The 15,777-nt window shown below is 62.9% G+C and carries 18 protein-coding genes; 13 read left to right on the top strand and 5 right to left on the bottom strand.

The annotated features are described in order from the left end of the window. Nucleotides 1-19: 19 nt before the first annotated feature. Nucleotides 20-769 (top strand): lysophospholipid acyltransferase family protein, encoded by a 750-nt coding sequence (locus GH659_RS12585; RefSeq protein WP_153111785.1) that lies wholly within the window; start codon nucleotides 20-22, stop codon nucleotides 767-769. Further along, nucleotides 753-1,511, top strand: coding sequence for a M48 family metallopeptidase (locus GH659_RS12580; protein WP_153111784.1), 759 nt, complete (start codon nucleotides 753-755; stop codon nucleotides 1,509-1,511). Before GH659_RS12585 ends, GH659_RS12580 begins: the two co-directional genes overlap by 17 nt. Nucleotides 1,512-1,533: 22 nt before the next feature. Here the strand turns inward: GH659_RS12580 and gloA are convergent, their stop codons facing one another. Then, complete coding sequence (gloA, locus tag GH659_RS12575; protein WP_153111783.1) at nucleotides 1,534-1,929, bottom strand: lactoylglutathione lyase; 396 nt, start codon at nucleotides 1,927-1,929, stop codon at nucleotides 1,534-1,536. Nucleotides 1,930-2,065: 136 nt separating this feature from the next. Between gloA and GH659_RS12570 the strand changes: the two genes are divergently transcribed. The 6 genes from GH659_RS12570 (at nucleotide 2,066) to GH659_RS12545 (ending at nucleotide 8,919) form a co-directional block, all read left to right on the top strand. Continuing rightward, a complete protein-coding gene (locus tag GH659_RS12570; RefSeq protein WP_153111782.1) occupies nucleotides 2,066-3,442 on the top strand; it encodes a ribulose-bisphosphate carboxylase in 1,377 nt (458 codons plus the stop codon). 106 nt (nucleotides 3,443-3,548) lie between these two features. Next, nucleotides 3,549-4,706 carry an efflux RND transporter periplasmic adaptor subunit gene (locus GH659_RS12565; protein ID WP_153111781.1) on the top strand — a complete coding sequence of 386 codons (1,158 nt, stop codon included), beginning with the start codon at nucleotides 3,549-3,551 and terminating at the stop codon, nucleotides 4,704-4,706. A 190-nt stretch (nucleotides 4,707-4,896) separates the two neighbouring features. Continuing rightward, entirely contained in the window at nucleotides 4,897-5,592 is a 696-nt protein-coding gene (locus GH659_RS12560; protein ID WP_153111780.1) for an ABC transporter ATP-binding protein, read from the top strand. Between the two features lie 6 nt (nucleotides 5,593-5,598). Next, nucleotides 5,599-6,807, top strand: a complete 1,209-nt coding sequence (locus GH659_RS12555; RefSeq protein ID WP_153111779.1) for an ABC transporter permease — start codon at nucleotides 5,599-5,601, stop codon at nucleotides 6,805-6,807. A 148-nt stretch (nucleotides 6,808-6,955) separates the two neighbouring features. Continuing rightward, the gene (locus GH659_RS12550) at nucleotides 6,956-8,158 is read left to right on the top strand and encodes an ABC transporter permease (RefSeq protein ID WP_153111823.1); all 1,203 of its coding nucleotides are present in this window, start codon (nucleotides 6,956-6,958) and stop codon (nucleotides 8,156-8,158) included. A gap of 101 nt (nucleotides 8,159-8,259) precedes the next feature. After that, nucleotides 8,260-8,919: a CBS domain-containing protein gene (locus GH659_RS12545; protein WP_153111778.1), complete on the top strand. Its 660-nt coding sequence runs from the start codon at nucleotides 8,260-8,262 to the stop codon at nucleotides 8,917-8,919. Here the strand turns inward: GH659_RS12545 and GH659_RS12540 are convergent, their stop codons facing one another. The 3 genes from GH659_RS12540 to GH659_RS12530 form a co-directional block, all read right to left on the bottom strand. After that, nucleotides 8,920-9,303, bottom strand: coding sequence for a nuclear transport factor 2 family protein (locus GH659_RS12540; protein ID WP_153111777.1), 384 nt, complete (start codon nucleotides 9,301-9,303; stop codon nucleotides 8,920-8,922). 532 nt (nucleotides 9,304-9,835) lie between these two features. Then, nucleotides 9,836-10,912 (bottom strand): pseudouridine synthase, encoded by a 1,077-nt coding sequence (locus tag GH659_RS12535; protein ID WP_246167843.1) that lies wholly within the window; start codon nucleotides 10,910-10,912, stop codon nucleotides 9,836-9,838. Next, the gene (locus GH659_RS12530) at nucleotides 10,912-11,256 is read right to left on the bottom strand and encodes an FKBP-type peptidyl-prolyl cis-trans isomerase (RefSeq protein WP_153111776.1); all 345 of its coding nucleotides are present in this window, start codon (nucleotides 11,254-11,256) and stop codon (nucleotides 10,912-10,914) included. The genes GH659_RS12535 and GH659_RS12530 overlap by 1 nt, the downstream gene beginning before the upstream one ends. 223 nt (nucleotides 11,257-11,479) lie before the next feature. Between GH659_RS12530 and GH659_RS12525 the strand changes: the two genes are divergently transcribed. The 4 genes from GH659_RS12525 to GH659_RS14820 all read left to right on the top strand — a co-directional run bounded on the left by GH659_RS12525 (nucleotide 11,480) and on the right by GH659_RS14820 (nucleotide 14,193). Further along, nucleotides 11,480-12,595: an HD domain-containing phosphohydrolase gene (locus GH659_RS12525; RefSeq protein WP_153111775.1), complete on the top strand. Its 1,116-nt coding sequence runs from the start codon at nucleotides 11,480-11,482 to the stop codon at nucleotides 12,593-12,595. Nucleotides 12,596-12,610: 15 nt separating this feature from the next. Continuing rightward, the gene (gene tcdA / locus GH659_RS12520) at nucleotides 12,611-13,393 is read left to right on the top strand and encodes a tRNA cyclic N6-threonylcarbamoyladenosine(37) synthase TcdA (RefSeq protein WP_153111774.1); all 783 of its coding nucleotides are present in this window, start codon (nucleotides 12,611-12,613) and stop codon (nucleotides 13,391-13,393) included. A gap of 111 nt (nucleotides 13,394-13,504) precedes the next feature. Continuing rightward, the gene (locus GH659_RS12515) at nucleotides 13,505-13,984 is read left to right on the top strand and encodes a SixA phosphatase family protein (RefSeq protein ID WP_153111773.1); all 480 of its coding nucleotides are present in this window, start codon (nucleotides 13,505-13,507) and stop codon (nucleotides 13,982-13,984) included. Nucleotides 13,985-14,064: 80 nt separating this feature from the next. Next, on the top strand, nucleotides 14,065-14,193 hold the full coding sequence (locus tag GH659_RS14820; RefSeq protein ID WP_170285887.1) for a DUF2442 domain-containing protein: 129 nt from the start codon (nucleotides 14,065-14,067) through the stop codon (nucleotides 14,191-14,193). 134 nt (nucleotides 14,194-14,327) lie between these two features. Here GH659_RS14820 and GH659_RS12510 read toward each other — a convergent pair whose 3' ends face one another. Further along, on the bottom strand, nucleotides 14,328-14,744 hold the full coding sequence (locus GH659_RS12510) for a pilin (RefSeq protein ID WP_153111772.1): 417 nt from the start codon (nucleotides 14,742-14,744) through the stop codon (nucleotides 14,328-14,330). Between the two features lie 246 nt (nucleotides 14,745-14,990). Between GH659_RS12510 and apaG the strand changes: the two genes are divergently transcribed. After that, on the top strand, nucleotides 14,991-15,374 hold the full coding sequence (apaG, locus tag GH659_RS12505; RefSeq protein ID WP_153111821.1) for a Co2+/Mg2+ efflux protein ApaG: 384 nt from the start codon (nucleotides 14,991-14,993) through the stop codon (nucleotides 15,372-15,374). Nucleotides 15,375-15,777: the final 403 nt, after the last annotated feature.

Genomic DNA, 15,777 nt, shown 5'->3' with positions numbered 1-15,777 from the left:
ACCGAGAAGGGCCGTTGTCATGGCAGTCGTTGCTTTCCTGCGTTCCGTTGTTTTCCTGCTGCTGGCCACGCTCATCACCGCACCGGCCGGTCTTTTCGTCACCCTCGCCGTCATCCTGCCGATGCGCGTCCGCTTCCAGATCATCGCGGTCTGGCGCGCCCTTTTCATGGGGCTGTGCGCACAGGTGCTCGGCTTGCGTTATCAGGTCGTCGGCCGCGAAAACATCCCGGCGGTGCCCTCGGTGATTCTCGCCAAGCACCAGTCGGCGTGGGAAACGATCGGGCTGCAGGCGATCTTCCCGCCCCTCGTCTTCGTGCTCAAACGCACCCTGCTGCTGATCCCGTTCCTGGGCTGGGCCTTTGCCGCCGTCAAGATGATCTCGATCGACCGCAACGCCGGCAAGAACGCGCTGCGGCAGGTGCTCAAGCAAGGCAAGGAGCGCCTCAAAGCCGGCTACTGGGTGATCATTTTCCCGGAAGGCACGCGCATTTCTCCCGGCAAGAAAGGCAACTACAAAACCGGCGGCGCCATGCTCGCGGTCAGCGCCAAAGTTCCGGCCGTGCCGGTTGCCCATAACGCTGGCGAGTTCTGGGCCAAGAACGCCTTCGTCAAGAAGCCGGGGCTGATCACGGTCAGCATCGGTCCGGCCATCGACACAACCGGCAAGACGGTGGAACAAGTCAGCCGGGAAGCCGAACAGTGGATCGAAACCGAAATGCGCCGGCTGTCGCCGCACCGCTACCCGGCCGCCGATGCCACGGCTCGCTGACCCAGTCTTCAACGCCCAACCGCTGCGCGCCGACGAGACCCTGCGCGCCATTGAATTCGACGGCCGGGCCATCCAGTACATCCTGCGCCGCAGCCGGCGGCGCACCATCGGCCTTTCGATCGATCAACGCGGTCTGCGGGTCGGCGCTCCGCCGCGGACGCCGCTCAGCGATATCGAAGCACTGATCCTGCGTCACCGCGACTGGGTGTCGCAAAAACTCGACGAATGGACGACGCGACGCGAGACCGAGCGCGTGGCGATCGAAGACGGCGCCTCGTTACCTGTACTCGGAAAAACGCTCCAGCTCCAACTCGCCGACGGCCGCAACCGCGCCATCTGGAACGAATTTGCCGAGCCGCCCCGCCTCACCCTCTGCTTGCGAGCCCCGGAAGAAGCAGGCCGGATTCTTGAAACGGCCCTGCGGCGCAAGGCCTTGGAACTGTTTGCCGAACGGCTTGAGCATTTTGCGGCCCGGATGGGGCTGACCGCGCCGCGCCTTTCGCTCACCTCGGCGCGCACGCGCTGGGGCAGTTGCAGCCAGCGGACCGGCATTCGCCTCAACTGGCGGCTGATCCATTTCCCGCTGCACGTCATCGACTACGTCGTCGTGCATGAACTCGCGCACCTGCGCGAAATGAACCACAGCCCGCGCTTCTGGGCCGTGGTCGAAGCCATTTGCCCGAACTACCGGCAGATCCGGCGCGAACTCAAGGCCAGCGCCGGCACCTGCCCGCGCTGGTAAAACGAGTCAAAGCCGGGCCTTTTCAGGCGCCGGACGTTCCCTTCTGGATGAACTCGATGGCATAACCATCGGGATCGCGGACGAACGCAATGACCGTCGTTCCATGCTTCATCGGCCCCGCCTCGCGCGTCACCGTGCCGCCGCGCCGCTTGACCTCGGCACAAGCCGCCGCCGCGTCATCGACCTCGATCGCGATATGGCCGAAACCGTTGCCGAGCTCGTACTGCTCGACGCCCCAGTTGTAGGTCAGTTCGATGACGGTGTTCGACTTCTCGTCGCCGTAGCCGATGAACGCCAGCGTGAATTTGCCCTCCGGGTAATCCGTGCGGCGCAAGAGCTTCATGCCGAGCACGTGGGTATAGAAATCGATCGACCGGTCGAGATTGCCGGTGCGCAGCATCGTGTGCAGCAAACGCATATCAGTCCTTTGCAAGTTGGTCAGTCATGTCGGACGAAAGACGGCAGGAGCGATCGCCCGTCCGAACGGCGCATTTTCCCACGGAGACGCCGAAACTTGCTCTAATAGCCGCCATTAAAAGCAGGTGGAAACCACCATGGATCAAACGAAGCGCTACGTCGATCTCACGCGCACTGAGGACGAACTCATCGCCGCCGGCCAGCACATTCTGGTCGCCTACCGCATGCAGCCGAAAGCCGGCTACGGCTACCTGCAGGCCGCCGCCCACTTCGCCGCCGAGTCGTCGACCGGCACCAACGTCGAAGTGTGCACGACCGACGATTTCACCAAGGCGCTCGACGCCATTGTCTATCGCGCCGACGAGGCGAGCGGCGACCTGCGCATCGCCTTCCCGCTCGAACTGTTCGACCGCAACATGCTCGACGGCCGCTACATGCTCGTTTCCTTCCTGACGCTGACGATCGGCAACAATCAGGGCATGGGCGACATCGAATACGCCAAGATGCTCGACTTCTACGTCCCCGAGTCCGTCATCCGCAATTTCGACGGCCCAGCCATGAACATCGCCGAGCTCTGGCGCATTCTCGGCCGCCCGGAAACCGACGGCGGCTACATCGCCGGCACCATCATCAAGCCGAAGCTCGGCCTGCGCCCGGAACCGTTCGCCAAGGCCGCCTACCAGTTCTGGCTTGGTGGCGACTTCATCAAGAACGACGAGCCGCAGGGCAATCAGGTCTTCGCGCCGATCCGGGAAACACTGCCGCTCGTCTACGACGCGATGAAGCGCGCCATGGACGAGACCGGCGAGGCCAAGCTGTTCTCGATGAACATCACGGCCGACGACCACTACGAAATATGCGCCCGCGCCGACTTTGCGCTGGACACCTTCGGCAAGGACGCCGACAAGCTGGCCTTCCTCGTCGACGGCTACGTCGGCGGCCCGGGCATGGTCACCACCGTCCGCCGCCAGTATCCAAACCATTTCCTGCACTACCACCGCGCCGGCCACGGCGCCGTCACCTCGCCCAACTCGAAGCGCGGCTACACCGCCTTCGTCCTCGCCAAGATGAGCCGCCTGCAGGGCGCTTCCGGCATCCACGTCGGCACCATGGGCCACGGCAAGATGGAAGGCGAGCGCGACGACCGGGTGATCGCCTACATGATCGAGCGCGAGGAATGCCAGGGGCCGATCTACTTTCAAAAGTGGTACGGCATGAAGCCGACGACGCCGATCGTCTCGGGCGGCATGAATGCGCTGCGTCTGCCCGGCTTTTTCGAGAACCTCGGCCACGGCAACGTCATCAACACTGCCGGTGGCGGCGCCTACGGTCATCTCGACTCGCCGGCCGCCGGCGCCCGCTCGTTGCGCCAGGCCTACGAATGCTGGAAGGAAGGCGCCGACCCGCTCGCTTGGGCCAAGGAGCACCAGGAGTTCGCCCGCGCCTTCGAATCGTTCCCCGAAGATGCCGATGCGCTGTTCCCCGGCTGGCGGGAAAAACTCGGCGTTTCGTAAGCCCATCGGCAAGGCACGCCGAGCACCGTACCGCCAGTCCTTGCCAGCCCGCCGCTTTTGGCCGACCATGGCCGCTTGATTTATTTGTCGTTTTCCCGAACCCGCCATGTCGCCCCTGCTCCGCCGCTCGCTCATCGCCCTCGCTATCATCGCCGCGCTCGCCAGCCTGTTCTGGTGGTTCACCCGCCCCAAACCGATTGCCGTCGTCGTCAAGGAAATCGAACGCGGCAAGGTCGAGTCGAGCATCGCCAACACGCGCGCCGGCACCGTCGAAGCCTGCCTGCGCACCAAGCTGTCGACAATCACCGGCGGCCGCATCGAACTGCTGAGCGTCAAGGAAGGCGACCGCGTCAAGAAGGGCCAACTGCTGATGAAGCTGTGGAACGACGACCAGCAGGCGCAAAGCACGCTGGCGCAGACGCAAGTAACGACAGCCAGACAGCGCGTTAACGAAGCCTGCGCGCAAGCCGCCAATGCCGAACGCGAAGCCGGCCGCCAGAGCGCCTTGCGCGAAAAAGGCTTCATCTCCACCTCGCGCGAGGAATCGGCGCGGACCGAAGCGCTGGCCCGCCGCGCCAGTTGCGACGCCGCCAAGGCCGATGTCGCGCAGTTCGAGGCCAAGGTCAACGCCACCCGCGTCGAACAGGGGCGCACCGTGCTCTATGCGCCGTTCGACGGCATCGTCGCCAAGATCGTCGGCGAAGTCGGCGAATATTCGACGCCATCGCCCCCCGGCGTGCAAACGCCGCCAGCCATCGACCTGATCGACGATTCCTGCCTCTACATCGAGGCGCCGATGGACGAAGTCGATGCGCCGAAAATCAAGCCCGGCCAGCCGGTGCGCATCAGCCTCGACGCCTTGCCCAAGCAATCGTTCGCCGGCACGGTCAAGCGCGTCGCACCCTACGTTTCCGCCGTCGAAAAACAGGCGCGTACCGTCGATATCGAAGCCACTTTCGAGAAGCCCGATGAACCGGGCAAACTGCTCGTCGGCTACAGCGCCGACGTCGAAGTCATCCTCGCCGTGCGCGACAACGTCGTGCGCGTGCCGACAGCGGCGTTGCTCGAAGGCGGCCGCGTGTTGGTCGCCGGCAAGGACGGCACACTCGAAGAACGCACGATAAAGACCGGGCTCGCCAACTGGGAATTCACCGAAGTGCTCGAAGGGCTGGAAGCCGGCGAACGCGTCGTCACTTCGCTGGAGCGCGTTGGCGTCAAGGCCGGCGCGGCTTACACGGCGGAACCGGAGAAGTCCGGAAAATGAACGAACAGGCGGGGCTAGAGCGCATGTGGAACGAAAAAGCGAACCGCTTTCAACACAGAGAGCGCAGAGGCGCAGAGCTCGCAGAGAAAAACGAGAGGGTCGGATGGTTTGCCTTTCTCTGCGCTCTCTGTATCTCTGCGCTCTCTGCGTTGAAGGCGTTTGCTCTTGCATTCCTTGAGGAGCCTTCCCCGTGCCCGCGCTGATCGAGCTTTCCGGCATCGAGCGGGTTTTCCTGCTCGGCGACAGCGAGGTGCATGCGCTGCACCAGCTCGACCTGCGCATCGACGCCGGCGAATACGTCGCCGTGATGGGCCCGTCCGGCTCCGGCAAATCGACGCTGCTCAACCTGCTCGGCCTGCTCGACCGCCCCAACGTCGGCACCTACCGGCTGGAGGGCCGCGACGTCACGACGCTGTCGCCGGAAGAACAGGCGCGCGTGCGCAGCGAACGCATCGGCTTCGTCTTCCAGAGTTTTCATCTGGTGCCGCGCCTGACCGCCGCCGAAAACATCGCCTTGCCGATGATGCTGGCCGGCATCGCCCCGGCCGAGCGCAACAAGCGCGTCGAGCAGGCGCTCAAGGACTACGGCCTGACCAACCGCGCCAATCACCGCCCGAACGAACTCTCCGGCGGCCAGCGCCAGCGCGTCGCCATCGCCCGCGCTACCATCATGCAGCCGGCCGTCATCCTCGCCGACGAACCGACCGGCAACCTCGACCGCGCCACCGGCGAAGAAGTCATGCGCCTGCTCGAAGCGCTCAACCAGAGCGGCGTCACGCTGATCATCGTCACCCACGACACCGTCCTTGGCGCCCGCGCCGGCCGGCAACTGCGCATGGAAGACGGCGAGTTGCGGCACGACAGCGCCAGCCGCGGCACCGTTTGATTGAAGATGCGCGCCCCTGACCTGCTCCGTTTTGCCCGCGACGCGGCGACCGGCAACCCGCTGCGCACCTCGCTGCTGGTGCTGGCGATGGCCATCGGCGTCGCCGCCGTCGTCGTACTGACGGCGCTCGGCGACGGCGCCCGGCGCTATGTCATCAACGAATTTTCGTCGATCGGCACCAACCTCGTCATCGTCCTGCCCGGCCGCTCGCAGACGGGCGGCTTCAACCCCGGCAACGCCATCACCAACACGCCGCGCGACCTGACCATCGACGACGCGCAAGCCCTGCTGCGCGCCAGCGCCGTGCGCCGGGTCGCCACGCTCGCCATCGGTACCTCGGAGATCAGTGTCGGCGGCAAGTTGCGCGAAGTCGTGGTCGCCGGCACCAATGCGCAATTTGTCGACGTACGCCGGCTGGCGCTGGCGCAAGGACGCTTTCTGGCCGATGGCGACTGGCGACGCGGCGCCGCCGAGGCAGTGATCGGCGCCAAGATCCGCGACGAACTGTTCGGCCGCGAATCGGCACTCGGACAACGGGTGCGTATCGGCGACCGCCGTTTCCGCATCGTTGGCGTCATGGCCTCGACCGGGCAGGGGCTCGGCATGAACACCGACGAAACCGTGATCGTCCCGGTCGCACTGGCGCAGGCAATGTTCAACAGCAACACCCTGTTCCGCGTCCTCGTCGAGGCCAACAGCCGCGAAACCATTGAGCAGGCCAAAACGCAGGTCACCGAAATCATCAAACTGCGCCACGAAGGCGAGGAGGACGTGACGGTGATCACCCAGGACGCCGTGCTCGCCACCTTCGACAAGTTGCTCGGCACGCTGACGCTGGCGGTCGCCGGCATCGCCGCGATCAGTCTCGCCGTCGCCGGCATTCTGGTGATGAACGTGATGCTCGTCTCGGTGACGCAACGCACGGCGGAGATCGGCCTCTTGAAGGCACTCGGCGCCACCGGCCGCACCATTCGCACGGCCTTTCTGGTCGAAGCGGCGATGCTTTCGCTGGCCGGCGCCGTGCTCGGCTTCCTGCTCGGACACGCCGGCGCCGCCGCCATCCGCCTGCTGTACCCGGCCTACCCCGCCTACCCGCCCGACTGGGCGGCCATCGCCGGCCTCGGCACGGCACTGGTCACCGGCATCCTGTTCGGCGTCCTGCCCGCCCGCCGTGCGGCGCAGCTCGACCCGGTCGAGTCGTTGGCGAAACGGTAGCAGGCAGCCCCACGATGAATCCAAACGACCTTATAGAATCCGTCATTCCGGGCTTGACCCGGAATCCTGTGATGCACCTCTGGATTCCGGCTTTCGCCGGAATGACGTGGCTATTCGTTGTTTTTGACTCGGCAGTCTGGAAAGCATGATCCGCCCCACCGACTCCCTCCTCCTCGCCCTGCGCGCCATCACCGCGCACCGGCTGCGCAGTTTCCTGACGCTGCTCGGTATCGCCGTCGGCATCGCGGCGGTCATCCTGCTGACCTCGATTGGCGAAGGCATTCACCGTTTTGTGCTGGCCGAATTCACCCAGTTCGGCACCAACCTGCTCAACATCGCGCCGGGCAAGGTCAAGACCTCCGGCCCGGCGCCGACCGGCATTCCGAGTTCGGTGCGGCCGCTGACGCTCGACGATGCGCGCACGCTGGCCCGTCTGCCGCATATCACCGGCATGACCGGAGTCGTCTGGGGCAACACCGAAATCAAGGCCAACGGCCGCCTGCGCCGCTCGATCGTCTATGGCGAAAGCGCCGACATGCCGAAGGTGTACCGGATGAAGCTGAGCAGCGGCCAGTTCCTGCCCAAGGACGAGTCGGAAAACGCCCGCGCCTTCGTCGTCCTCGGCGCCAAGCTGAAGACCGAACTGTTCGGACCGGAAAGCGCGCTCGGCGCCCGCGTCACGATCGGCAATTACCAGTTCCGCGTGATCGGCGTCATGGAGCCGAAAGGCCAGTTCCTCGGCATCGACCTCGACGATTCGGCCTACATCCCGACGGCGCGCGCCCAGGAACTGTTCAACCGCGATGGCCTGATGACCATCGATCTGGCCTACGAGGAAGGCGTCCCGGCATCGCGCATTGCCGCGCTCGTCACCAGCACGCTGAAGGCCCGCCACGGCCGCGAGGACTTCACGATCACCACGCAGGAGGACATGCTGCGCACGCTCTCCAACATCCTCGACGTGCTGACCATGGCCGTCGGCGCGCTCGGCAGCATCTCGCTGCTGGTCGGCGGCGTCGGCATCGTCACCATCATGACCATCGCGGTGACGGAACGGACGAGTGAGATCGGCCTGCTCGTCGCCCTCGGCGCGCCGCGCCGGACGATCCTGATGCTGTTTCTCGGCGAAGCCGTCGCCCTCTCGGCGCTCGGCGGTCTCGTCGGCCTCGTCATCGGCATCGGCCTCGCCCAACTGATTCACCTGCTGCTACCGGCGCTGCCGGTGCACACCCCCATCGCCTTTGTCCTCATCGCCGAAGCCATCGCCATGGCCATCGGCCTCTTGGCCGGCGTGCTGCCGGCAAGACGAGCGGCGCGGCTTGATCCGGTGGAAGCGTTGCGCGCCGAGTAGCGCGGCGCGCTCCCCGCAGCTCTCGCCGCCGCCCCCGGCCTCTGCCACAATGCGCAGACGGGGCTGTCGCTTCGGCCATTTACCTGCGGGGAGTTTTCATCATGTTTTCGCTTTACGGAATCAGCGGCCCGATCGTTCAGGGAACGGTGGAGAGTCTCGCCCGCCTGCCCGCTGTTCGGCGACGCGGACCGGTGACCGGCACGCCGCCGGTGGGCGGAGAATATGACGAATCCCTCCAGCGCGCGACACTCGCCGGATTGGCGAGCACGCAGACTACGGCGACGCCGGGCGACCAGGCCACCGCCGCGTACCGGTCAATGCTGCCGGAGAGCCTCGAACGCGGCCCGCTTTATCACGCCAATCAGATCATGCAACCGGAAGTGATTACGTTGAATGCCGACGATGACGTGACACGCGCCTGGCGGATGCTGGTCCGCCACAAAATCCATCAAGCCCCGGTGCTTGACCGGGAGAACCACCTGATCGGAATCGTCAGTGAGCGCAACCTGCTGACAACGCTCAATGTCGAGGGGGGAGAAGTCCGCGATGCGCTGGCCAGGCGCGTCGGCGACGTCATGACAACGCCGGTGGTCGCCGCCAGCCCAACCACCGATATCCGGCGGATTGCGCAGGTGATGGTCGACTACGGCGTCGATGGCGTCCCCATCGTCAATGAAACCGGCCACCTGCTCGGCTTCATCTCGCGCACCGACATCCTGAACGCGGTCGTCACCGACCCGCCGCTCAGTGTCTGGCGCTGATCAAAGCATGCGCGGAATCTGCGACGAGTGATGCTGGACGATCGGTTTGGCGCGATCGAGATCGAGGACATAGCTGAAGCGCGCCTCGAAACTCAGCATCTCGCCGTCGATGGCAAAACGCCAGCAATAGATCCCGCTCAGTCCGTAAATCGGCCCGTGAATCTGCTGCACGGCGAAGGTTTTCTCATGCAGGGCGATGCTCAACTCTTCGCGCAAACAGACTTTTGAGAAGTAGTCGCGGATGTTTTCCGGTGTTTGCAGCAAGCGATTGGAGAAGGTCGGAATCAGCACGGCCTTCTCGTCGTAGAGCGCCATCAGCGCTTCGAGATCGCCCGTGTTGATCGCCTGCATCCAGTCTTTGAGAATCTGATCGGGCTGTTTCATGGTGTCTTTTTTCCTTATATTTCGCACGCTCGGTTTTCATCGACAGCAACGACGCGCACGAATTCAACCGCGATTCGCCGATTTCGCATCGCAGCGTAACGAACAAGTGTAACAGCCTTGAAGAAGGCGCCCCCGTGTCGGAAAATGCGGTCTTTGAATTTTGTCGGGAATTGACGATGGCCGCCGGTGGATGGGGATGCCCGCACGAACTTGACGGGCAATGCAACAAAGTCCCGGGGCAACCGTGCGATCCCGGGATGAAAGGCTGCGAGCTGTATGGGCGCTACGTATTTTTCGACGCCAGCAAAAACGCGCGGCTGGAGCAAAAGAAAGCCCGCGCGGAAACAAGCGGCGATGAAAAAAGCGAAGGCCTGCCAAAGGGCGAGTAGTCAGTCATGTTGAAGCACATGACTAAATGCCTCACCACCAGACACCAAGAGCACAAGGATTCACCAAGAAAACAGGGTGTTAACTTGGTGCTCTCTTGGTGTGCTTGGTGTCTTGGTGGTTCGCCTTTTCCGTTGACTGACGACTAAAACACCTCGTCATCGCGCAGATAGCGCCACTGTCCGAGCGGTAGATCGCCCAGACGCACCTTGCCGATCCGTACCCGCTTGAGCCCGACCACGCGCAATCCGACCAGTTCGCACATCCGGCGAATCTGGCGCTTCCGTCCTTCGATCAGCACGAAGCGCAACTGATCGTCGTTGAGCCATTCGACCGTAGCCGGTTTGAGTTGCTGGCCGTCCAGGGAAAGCCCGTGGTTGAGCAGGGCCAAGCCGTTGGCATCGAGCGTGCCTTCGACACGGACCAGATACTCTTTGTCGACGGTCGAGTTTTCCCCGATCAGTTGCCGTGCCACACGCCCGTCCTGGGTCAGGACGAGCAATCCCGTCGAGTCGATATCGAGCCGCCCGGCCGGTGCCAAGCCCTTGAGCTGAGCCGGATGGAAGGCCGGCGAATCCGGCGTCTGGTACAGGTTTTCCGGCTGAACCAGGGTTACGGCGGGAGTAAACCCGGGTTCCGGCTGACCGGATACGTAACCGACCGGCTTGTGCAGCAAGATGGTCACCTGACGCTGTTGCGCCACGCGCGCCTGCTTGTCCAGCGTGATTTTCGCGGAGGGATCAACGCGGCTGCCCAGCTCCGTCATCCGGACACCGTCAACGAACACCCAACCGCGTTCGATATAAACGTCCGCCTCGCGGCGCGAGCACAGACCACGCTCAGCCATCAGTTTGGAAACGCGAACGCCAGCTTGCGCCGAACTGGCGACGGGCGCCACGGCAGGCTTCCGTGCAGGAGGAGAGGGCGGCTGCGACGCCGTGCGTGGTGTCGATTGAGCACCATTTCTGGCGGACATTGGTTTGGGCGCAGAACGGGGATTTTGCACATCGGCTCGTACGGGCTTGCTCCCCGCCTTCGCATTCCGATAGTCCTTCTTTTTTTCCACCGGCGCCGGAGGGGTTTCGGAAACGGGAGCCGCGGTGCTGGCGCGGCGGGCTGTCGGTGCATGGCCGCGAACCGGTTTGCGGCGCGGATTGACCGGCACCGACTCGCCTTCGGCGCGAGCCGGCAAACCAAGGGTTTTACGCGTGCGACCAGTCATCAAAGGATGCCAAGCAGCTCGACTTCAAAAACCAGCGTCGCATTCGGCGGGATGACCCCACCGGCACCACGGGCGCCATAGCCGAGATGGGCCGGAATCGTGAGCTTCCGCACGCCGCCGATCCGCATCCCCTGCACACCTTCGTCCCATCCGGCGATCACGTGCTGCGCCCCGAGCGGAAACTGAAACGGCTGGTTGCGATCCTTGCTTGAATCGAATTTTGTTCCGTTCGTCAGCCAGCCGGTGTAATGCACGCTGACAAACTGCCCGGCCTTCGCCTCATCGCCGTCCCCGACGTTGACGTCTTCAATCTGCAGGCCGCTTTCGGTAGTAATGGTGGACATGGTTTTCCTTTCAAAAAGAGGGTGAAGTGTAGACGACTCGTGCTGGGGAGAATAGGGAGCTTTGACAACCGGGAGCACCGGCCAAGCTCCTTTCGCGCAGCGAAGCGGCGCACCGACGATGCCAACCGCCACGGTAGGAGCCCGGCTCCGCCGGGCGATCCGGATGCGTCATTACCCGGCTTCCGTTAAACTTCCCGGATAAATCAACAACAGGGAGAGCGTCATGGATATTCGCGCCATCATCTCGCCGATGATCAGCGACGAGGCGGCACTGGACGAATTCGTCGAGTCGCTTGACGACCTTGCCCCGAATGTTGAACGTGACATCGCGCTGCTACGGAATACGCCCAACGCGTCCAACGCGTCCAATGTTGTCGCCAGCCTGTTTCGCTCCGTACACAACATCAAGGGCGACGGCGCCCTGTGCAAGGTCGATTTGGCGGTCGCCATTGCCCACCCGATCGAAACCGTACTCGCCCGTCTCAGAAACGGCGAAATATCCTTGAGCGACACCGTGGCGGAAACAATCCTGCTGGCCATCGACCGCCTCGAACTGGCCGTTGAAAGCCTCCAGCACAAAAAGCCGCTGGAAAACCTGCGCCTCCTCAGCCTCGTTCAAGGACTGGAAAAACTGGCGCTTGCCGCGCCGGATGAGATGGACGCATGCGCCGCCCGCATCATTGAGGCGGTGACCGGCTTCCCGCCCGCCGCGCAACACTCTTCATTGCTGCAACCGAGCATACCTCCAGCCGCTACTCGCTCGGACAACCAGACAGTGGACGATTTGCGCTTCTTCCGTTCGCTGGCCGACCTGCTTGAAGCCCGCTCGCCGCTGTTCAAGGGCAGAACCCAGCGCCTCTTGCGACTGGCGCTCGAAACCAACCAACTCAAGGGAACACCGGTCGATCCGGTTCAACTCGAAGCGGCCATTTACATGCACGATATCGGCATGATGTTTCTGCCCGAATCGGTGTGGCTGAAGCTCGACCGCATGACGACCGAGGAAAGAATGGCGCTCCGCCGCCATCCGGGCTACGCCGCACAAATCCTCTCGCGCATGCCGGGCTGGGAGAGCGCCGCCCGGATTGTCGCCCAGCACCATGAAATGCCCGACGGCGGCGGCTACCCCGAGGGCATCCATAACGGGCAAATTGCGGATGGCGCCAAGATCCTCGCCATCGTGGACGCCTTCGAGGCCGTCATGCTCAAGCATATTCATCGCGGCAAGAACCGCTCCGTCCTGCATGCCGTTGCCGAAATCAATGCCTGTAACAACCAGTTCGCCCCGGAATGGATCGATCCGTTCAATCAGGTCATCCGGCGAACTGTCGAAAGCTGACCCAATTTTCCTGAAATGCGAACAATAGATAACTCCGCCGATTTACAGCGCCGCTTTGGCGGCGTCGCCCGACTCTACGGCCCGGCCGCTCTCGAAAAATTCCGGCAAGCCCACGTCGCGATCATCGGTATTGGCGGTGTCGGATCATGGGTCGCCGAAGCACTGGCGCGCTCCGCCATCGGCCAAATCACCCTCATCGACCTCGACATGGTCGCCGAATCGAACGTCAATCGGCAAATTCACGCGCTTGGCAATGCGTTCGGCAAAGCCAAAACGGACGCCATGGCCGAACGGATCTTGGCCATCAACCCGTCCTGCAAGGTCACGACCATCGAAGATTTCGTGTCGCCGGACAACCTCGAGCAGATGCTTGGCAGTGGTTTCGACTATGTCGTCGACGCCATTGATCACGTCCGTACCAAGGCGGCGATGATCGCCTGGTGCACTCGCCGAAGGATTCCCCTCGTTACGGCCGGCGGCGCCGGTGGCCAGATCGACCCGACGCGCATCCGCATCGCCGATTTGAGCCGTACCGTTCAAGACCCGTTGCTCTCCAAGGTTCGCGCCCTGTTGCGCAAGGAATACGGCTTCTCCCGCGACATCAAGAAAAAGTTTGGCGTTCTGGCCGTTTTTTCCGAAGAGCCCTTGCGCTACCCGGAAACCGGCGCCGCCTGCGACGAACCGCCCACCCTGGCCGGCCTTAACTGCGCCGGCTACGGCTCCGCCGTCTGCGTCACCGCCGCCTTCGGACTGTTCGCGGCCGGCGAAGTACTGAAATCGCTTTCCGGACTCAAATAACGGCGAGTACCACGCCGTGGCCATCTAACGTACAGCCTTCCAATCCACCGCCATTTCATCACCCGGAAACATTCGACCGCCATCATCCTGCCTTTTTTCGAGGAGACCACCATGGATTTGTTGCTCTGGCGTCACGCCGAAGCCGAAGACGGCATCCCCGACCTCAAGCGCAAACTCACCGCGCGCGGCGAAAAACAGGCGCAGAAAATGGCCGCCTGGCTCAAGCAACACGCCCCGGAAAACCTGCGCATTCTCGTCAGCCCTGCCAAACGCTGCCAGCAAACCGCGCAAGCGCTCGGCCTGCCCTTCGAAACCGACCCGCGCCTCGGCCCCGACAGCGACGTATCCGCCCTCCTCGCCGCCATCAACTGGCCCGACGGCGGCGAGCGTGACCCGGAAAAGAGCGGCCGCCTCGCCGTCCTCGTCGTCGGCCACCAACCCACCCTCGGCCAGACCGCCGCCCTGCTGCTCTCCGGCGAAGAAGCCTACTGGACAATCAAGAAAGGCGCCGTCTGGTGGTTCACCAACCGCACGCGGCAAGGCGAAACGCAGACGGTGTTACGAGCGGTGGTGCCGGCTGAGTTTCTGTAACAAAGAGGATGTCGCCACACCAACCGCCACCGTAGGAGCCCGGCTCCGCCGGGCGATCCGAATCGCGCGTCAACGACACCATGAGCAGACCAAAGTATGCGCCCTCCTCCCAGCGCAATAACTGGCGCTTGATCGGCAAAGGAATCGGCGTCTATTGGCCCGAAATTGATGAAAACATCGCCGTCAGCCCCCTGCTGACCAGCCAGTAGCCCAAGCTCAGCCCGCCACCGCTCAACTCAGCCCCGTTGGGGCGCACCCGAATTCGCCGGATAGCGTCGACAAAAAACCCCGCCGAAGCGGGGTCTTGGTTTAATCGGGGTCCGACCCGATTGATCTTATTATCTTATTGTTTACAGACTGTCGCAGGACACGTGCCGCCGATTGTAAAATTCACCGTCGAGTCCCCAGCCGCAGGCGCGGCAGGCGTCAACGTATAGGTATAGCCACCAGCTGCTGGTGTACCAGTTGCAGTTATTACAGCAGAAGTTGCGGTAATAGCAACAGATGCCAAATCATTAGTCGCCGCCGGCAATGTAAGTCCCAGCTTAGCTGCTGTATCGCAGGAGGCCGTGGCGCCATTTACTTGCAAGCACTCAGCCATTGCTGTCTTCACCGCATGCGTGGACGAAATCACATTGGACATACGTGCCTTCACTGTGTAATCACGGTAAGCGGGAAGTGCCACTGCAGCCAGAATACCGATGATCGCCACCACGATCATGAGTTCGATCAGGGTAAAACCTTGCTGAACCTTTTTCATCTTCTCTCTCCTTGGATGGACTAACGGAAAACCCGTTGATTCTCCTTAATCAACTTCCATGCCAAGGCGCAAACAACGCAATTTCGCAGGAAAAATCCCGAACACACGGCCCTCTTTACGCCGTTTGCGTCACCCCGCTGACAAAAATCGTCACCAGCCCCGCCATTCGCCGAACCACTTTTGAACCTCGCCGCGCCCGCCGTTGTCGTGTGCTATGTTGCCCTCTTCGATTTCCCGACACCCGCCATGGCCGAAAGCAGGAAATACCAGATCGCCGTTTCCGTCTTCCCCGAGTACCTCGCCGACCAGTCCGATCCGGTGAGCGACCGCTACGTGTTCGCCTACACGATCCGCATCGAGAACACCGGCTCGCTGGCGGTACAGCTGATTTCCCGTCACTGGTTCATCACCGACGCGCATCACCACGTGCAGGAAGTGCAGGGTCTGGGCGTCGTCGGCGAGCAGCCGCTCATCGCACCGGGCGACACCTTCGAATACACCAGCGGCTGCCAGCTCGACACGCCCGTCGGCACGATGCGCGGCACGTATCAGATGGCAGCGGATGACGGAACGCTGTTCGAAGCCGAAATTCCGCAATTCACACTCGCGATCCCGCGGGTGTTGCATTGAGGCGACCACTCCTCTTCTATGCAAGAAGCGCTCACGGACGACACCAGCATCCTCCCAAACACTCCCGCTTCGTTCGATGTGGAACGAACGGACGCATACAACCCGACCACATTGAACGCAGCAAGAAAGCTTGGGAGCATAGTGTCCACTAATTTTTGGTGAATACTATGCTCCCAACGACACAAGCCCCACGGCGCCGTCGCCGTTATCACAGCCCCGAATTCAAATCGCAGGTCGTCACCGCCTGTCAGGTGCCCGGCATTTCAGTGGCCGCGATTGCGCAGCGGAATCAACTCAACGCCAACGTAAGCGTTCTGCCAACGCCGTCTTGAGCCGATGTGACTGATCGTCGAAGCTGGATTTAGCAGACGCCGCTGGGGTGTCTGTCTGATTCGATAGCGGG

Source organism: Propionivibrio limicola, from assembly GCF_009469695.1.
GTDB lineage: Bacteria > Pseudomonadota > Gammaproteobacteria > Burkholderiales > Rhodocyclaceae > Propionivibrio > Propionivibrio limicola.
This window is presented reverse-complemented; position numbering and strand designations above follow the sequence as displayed.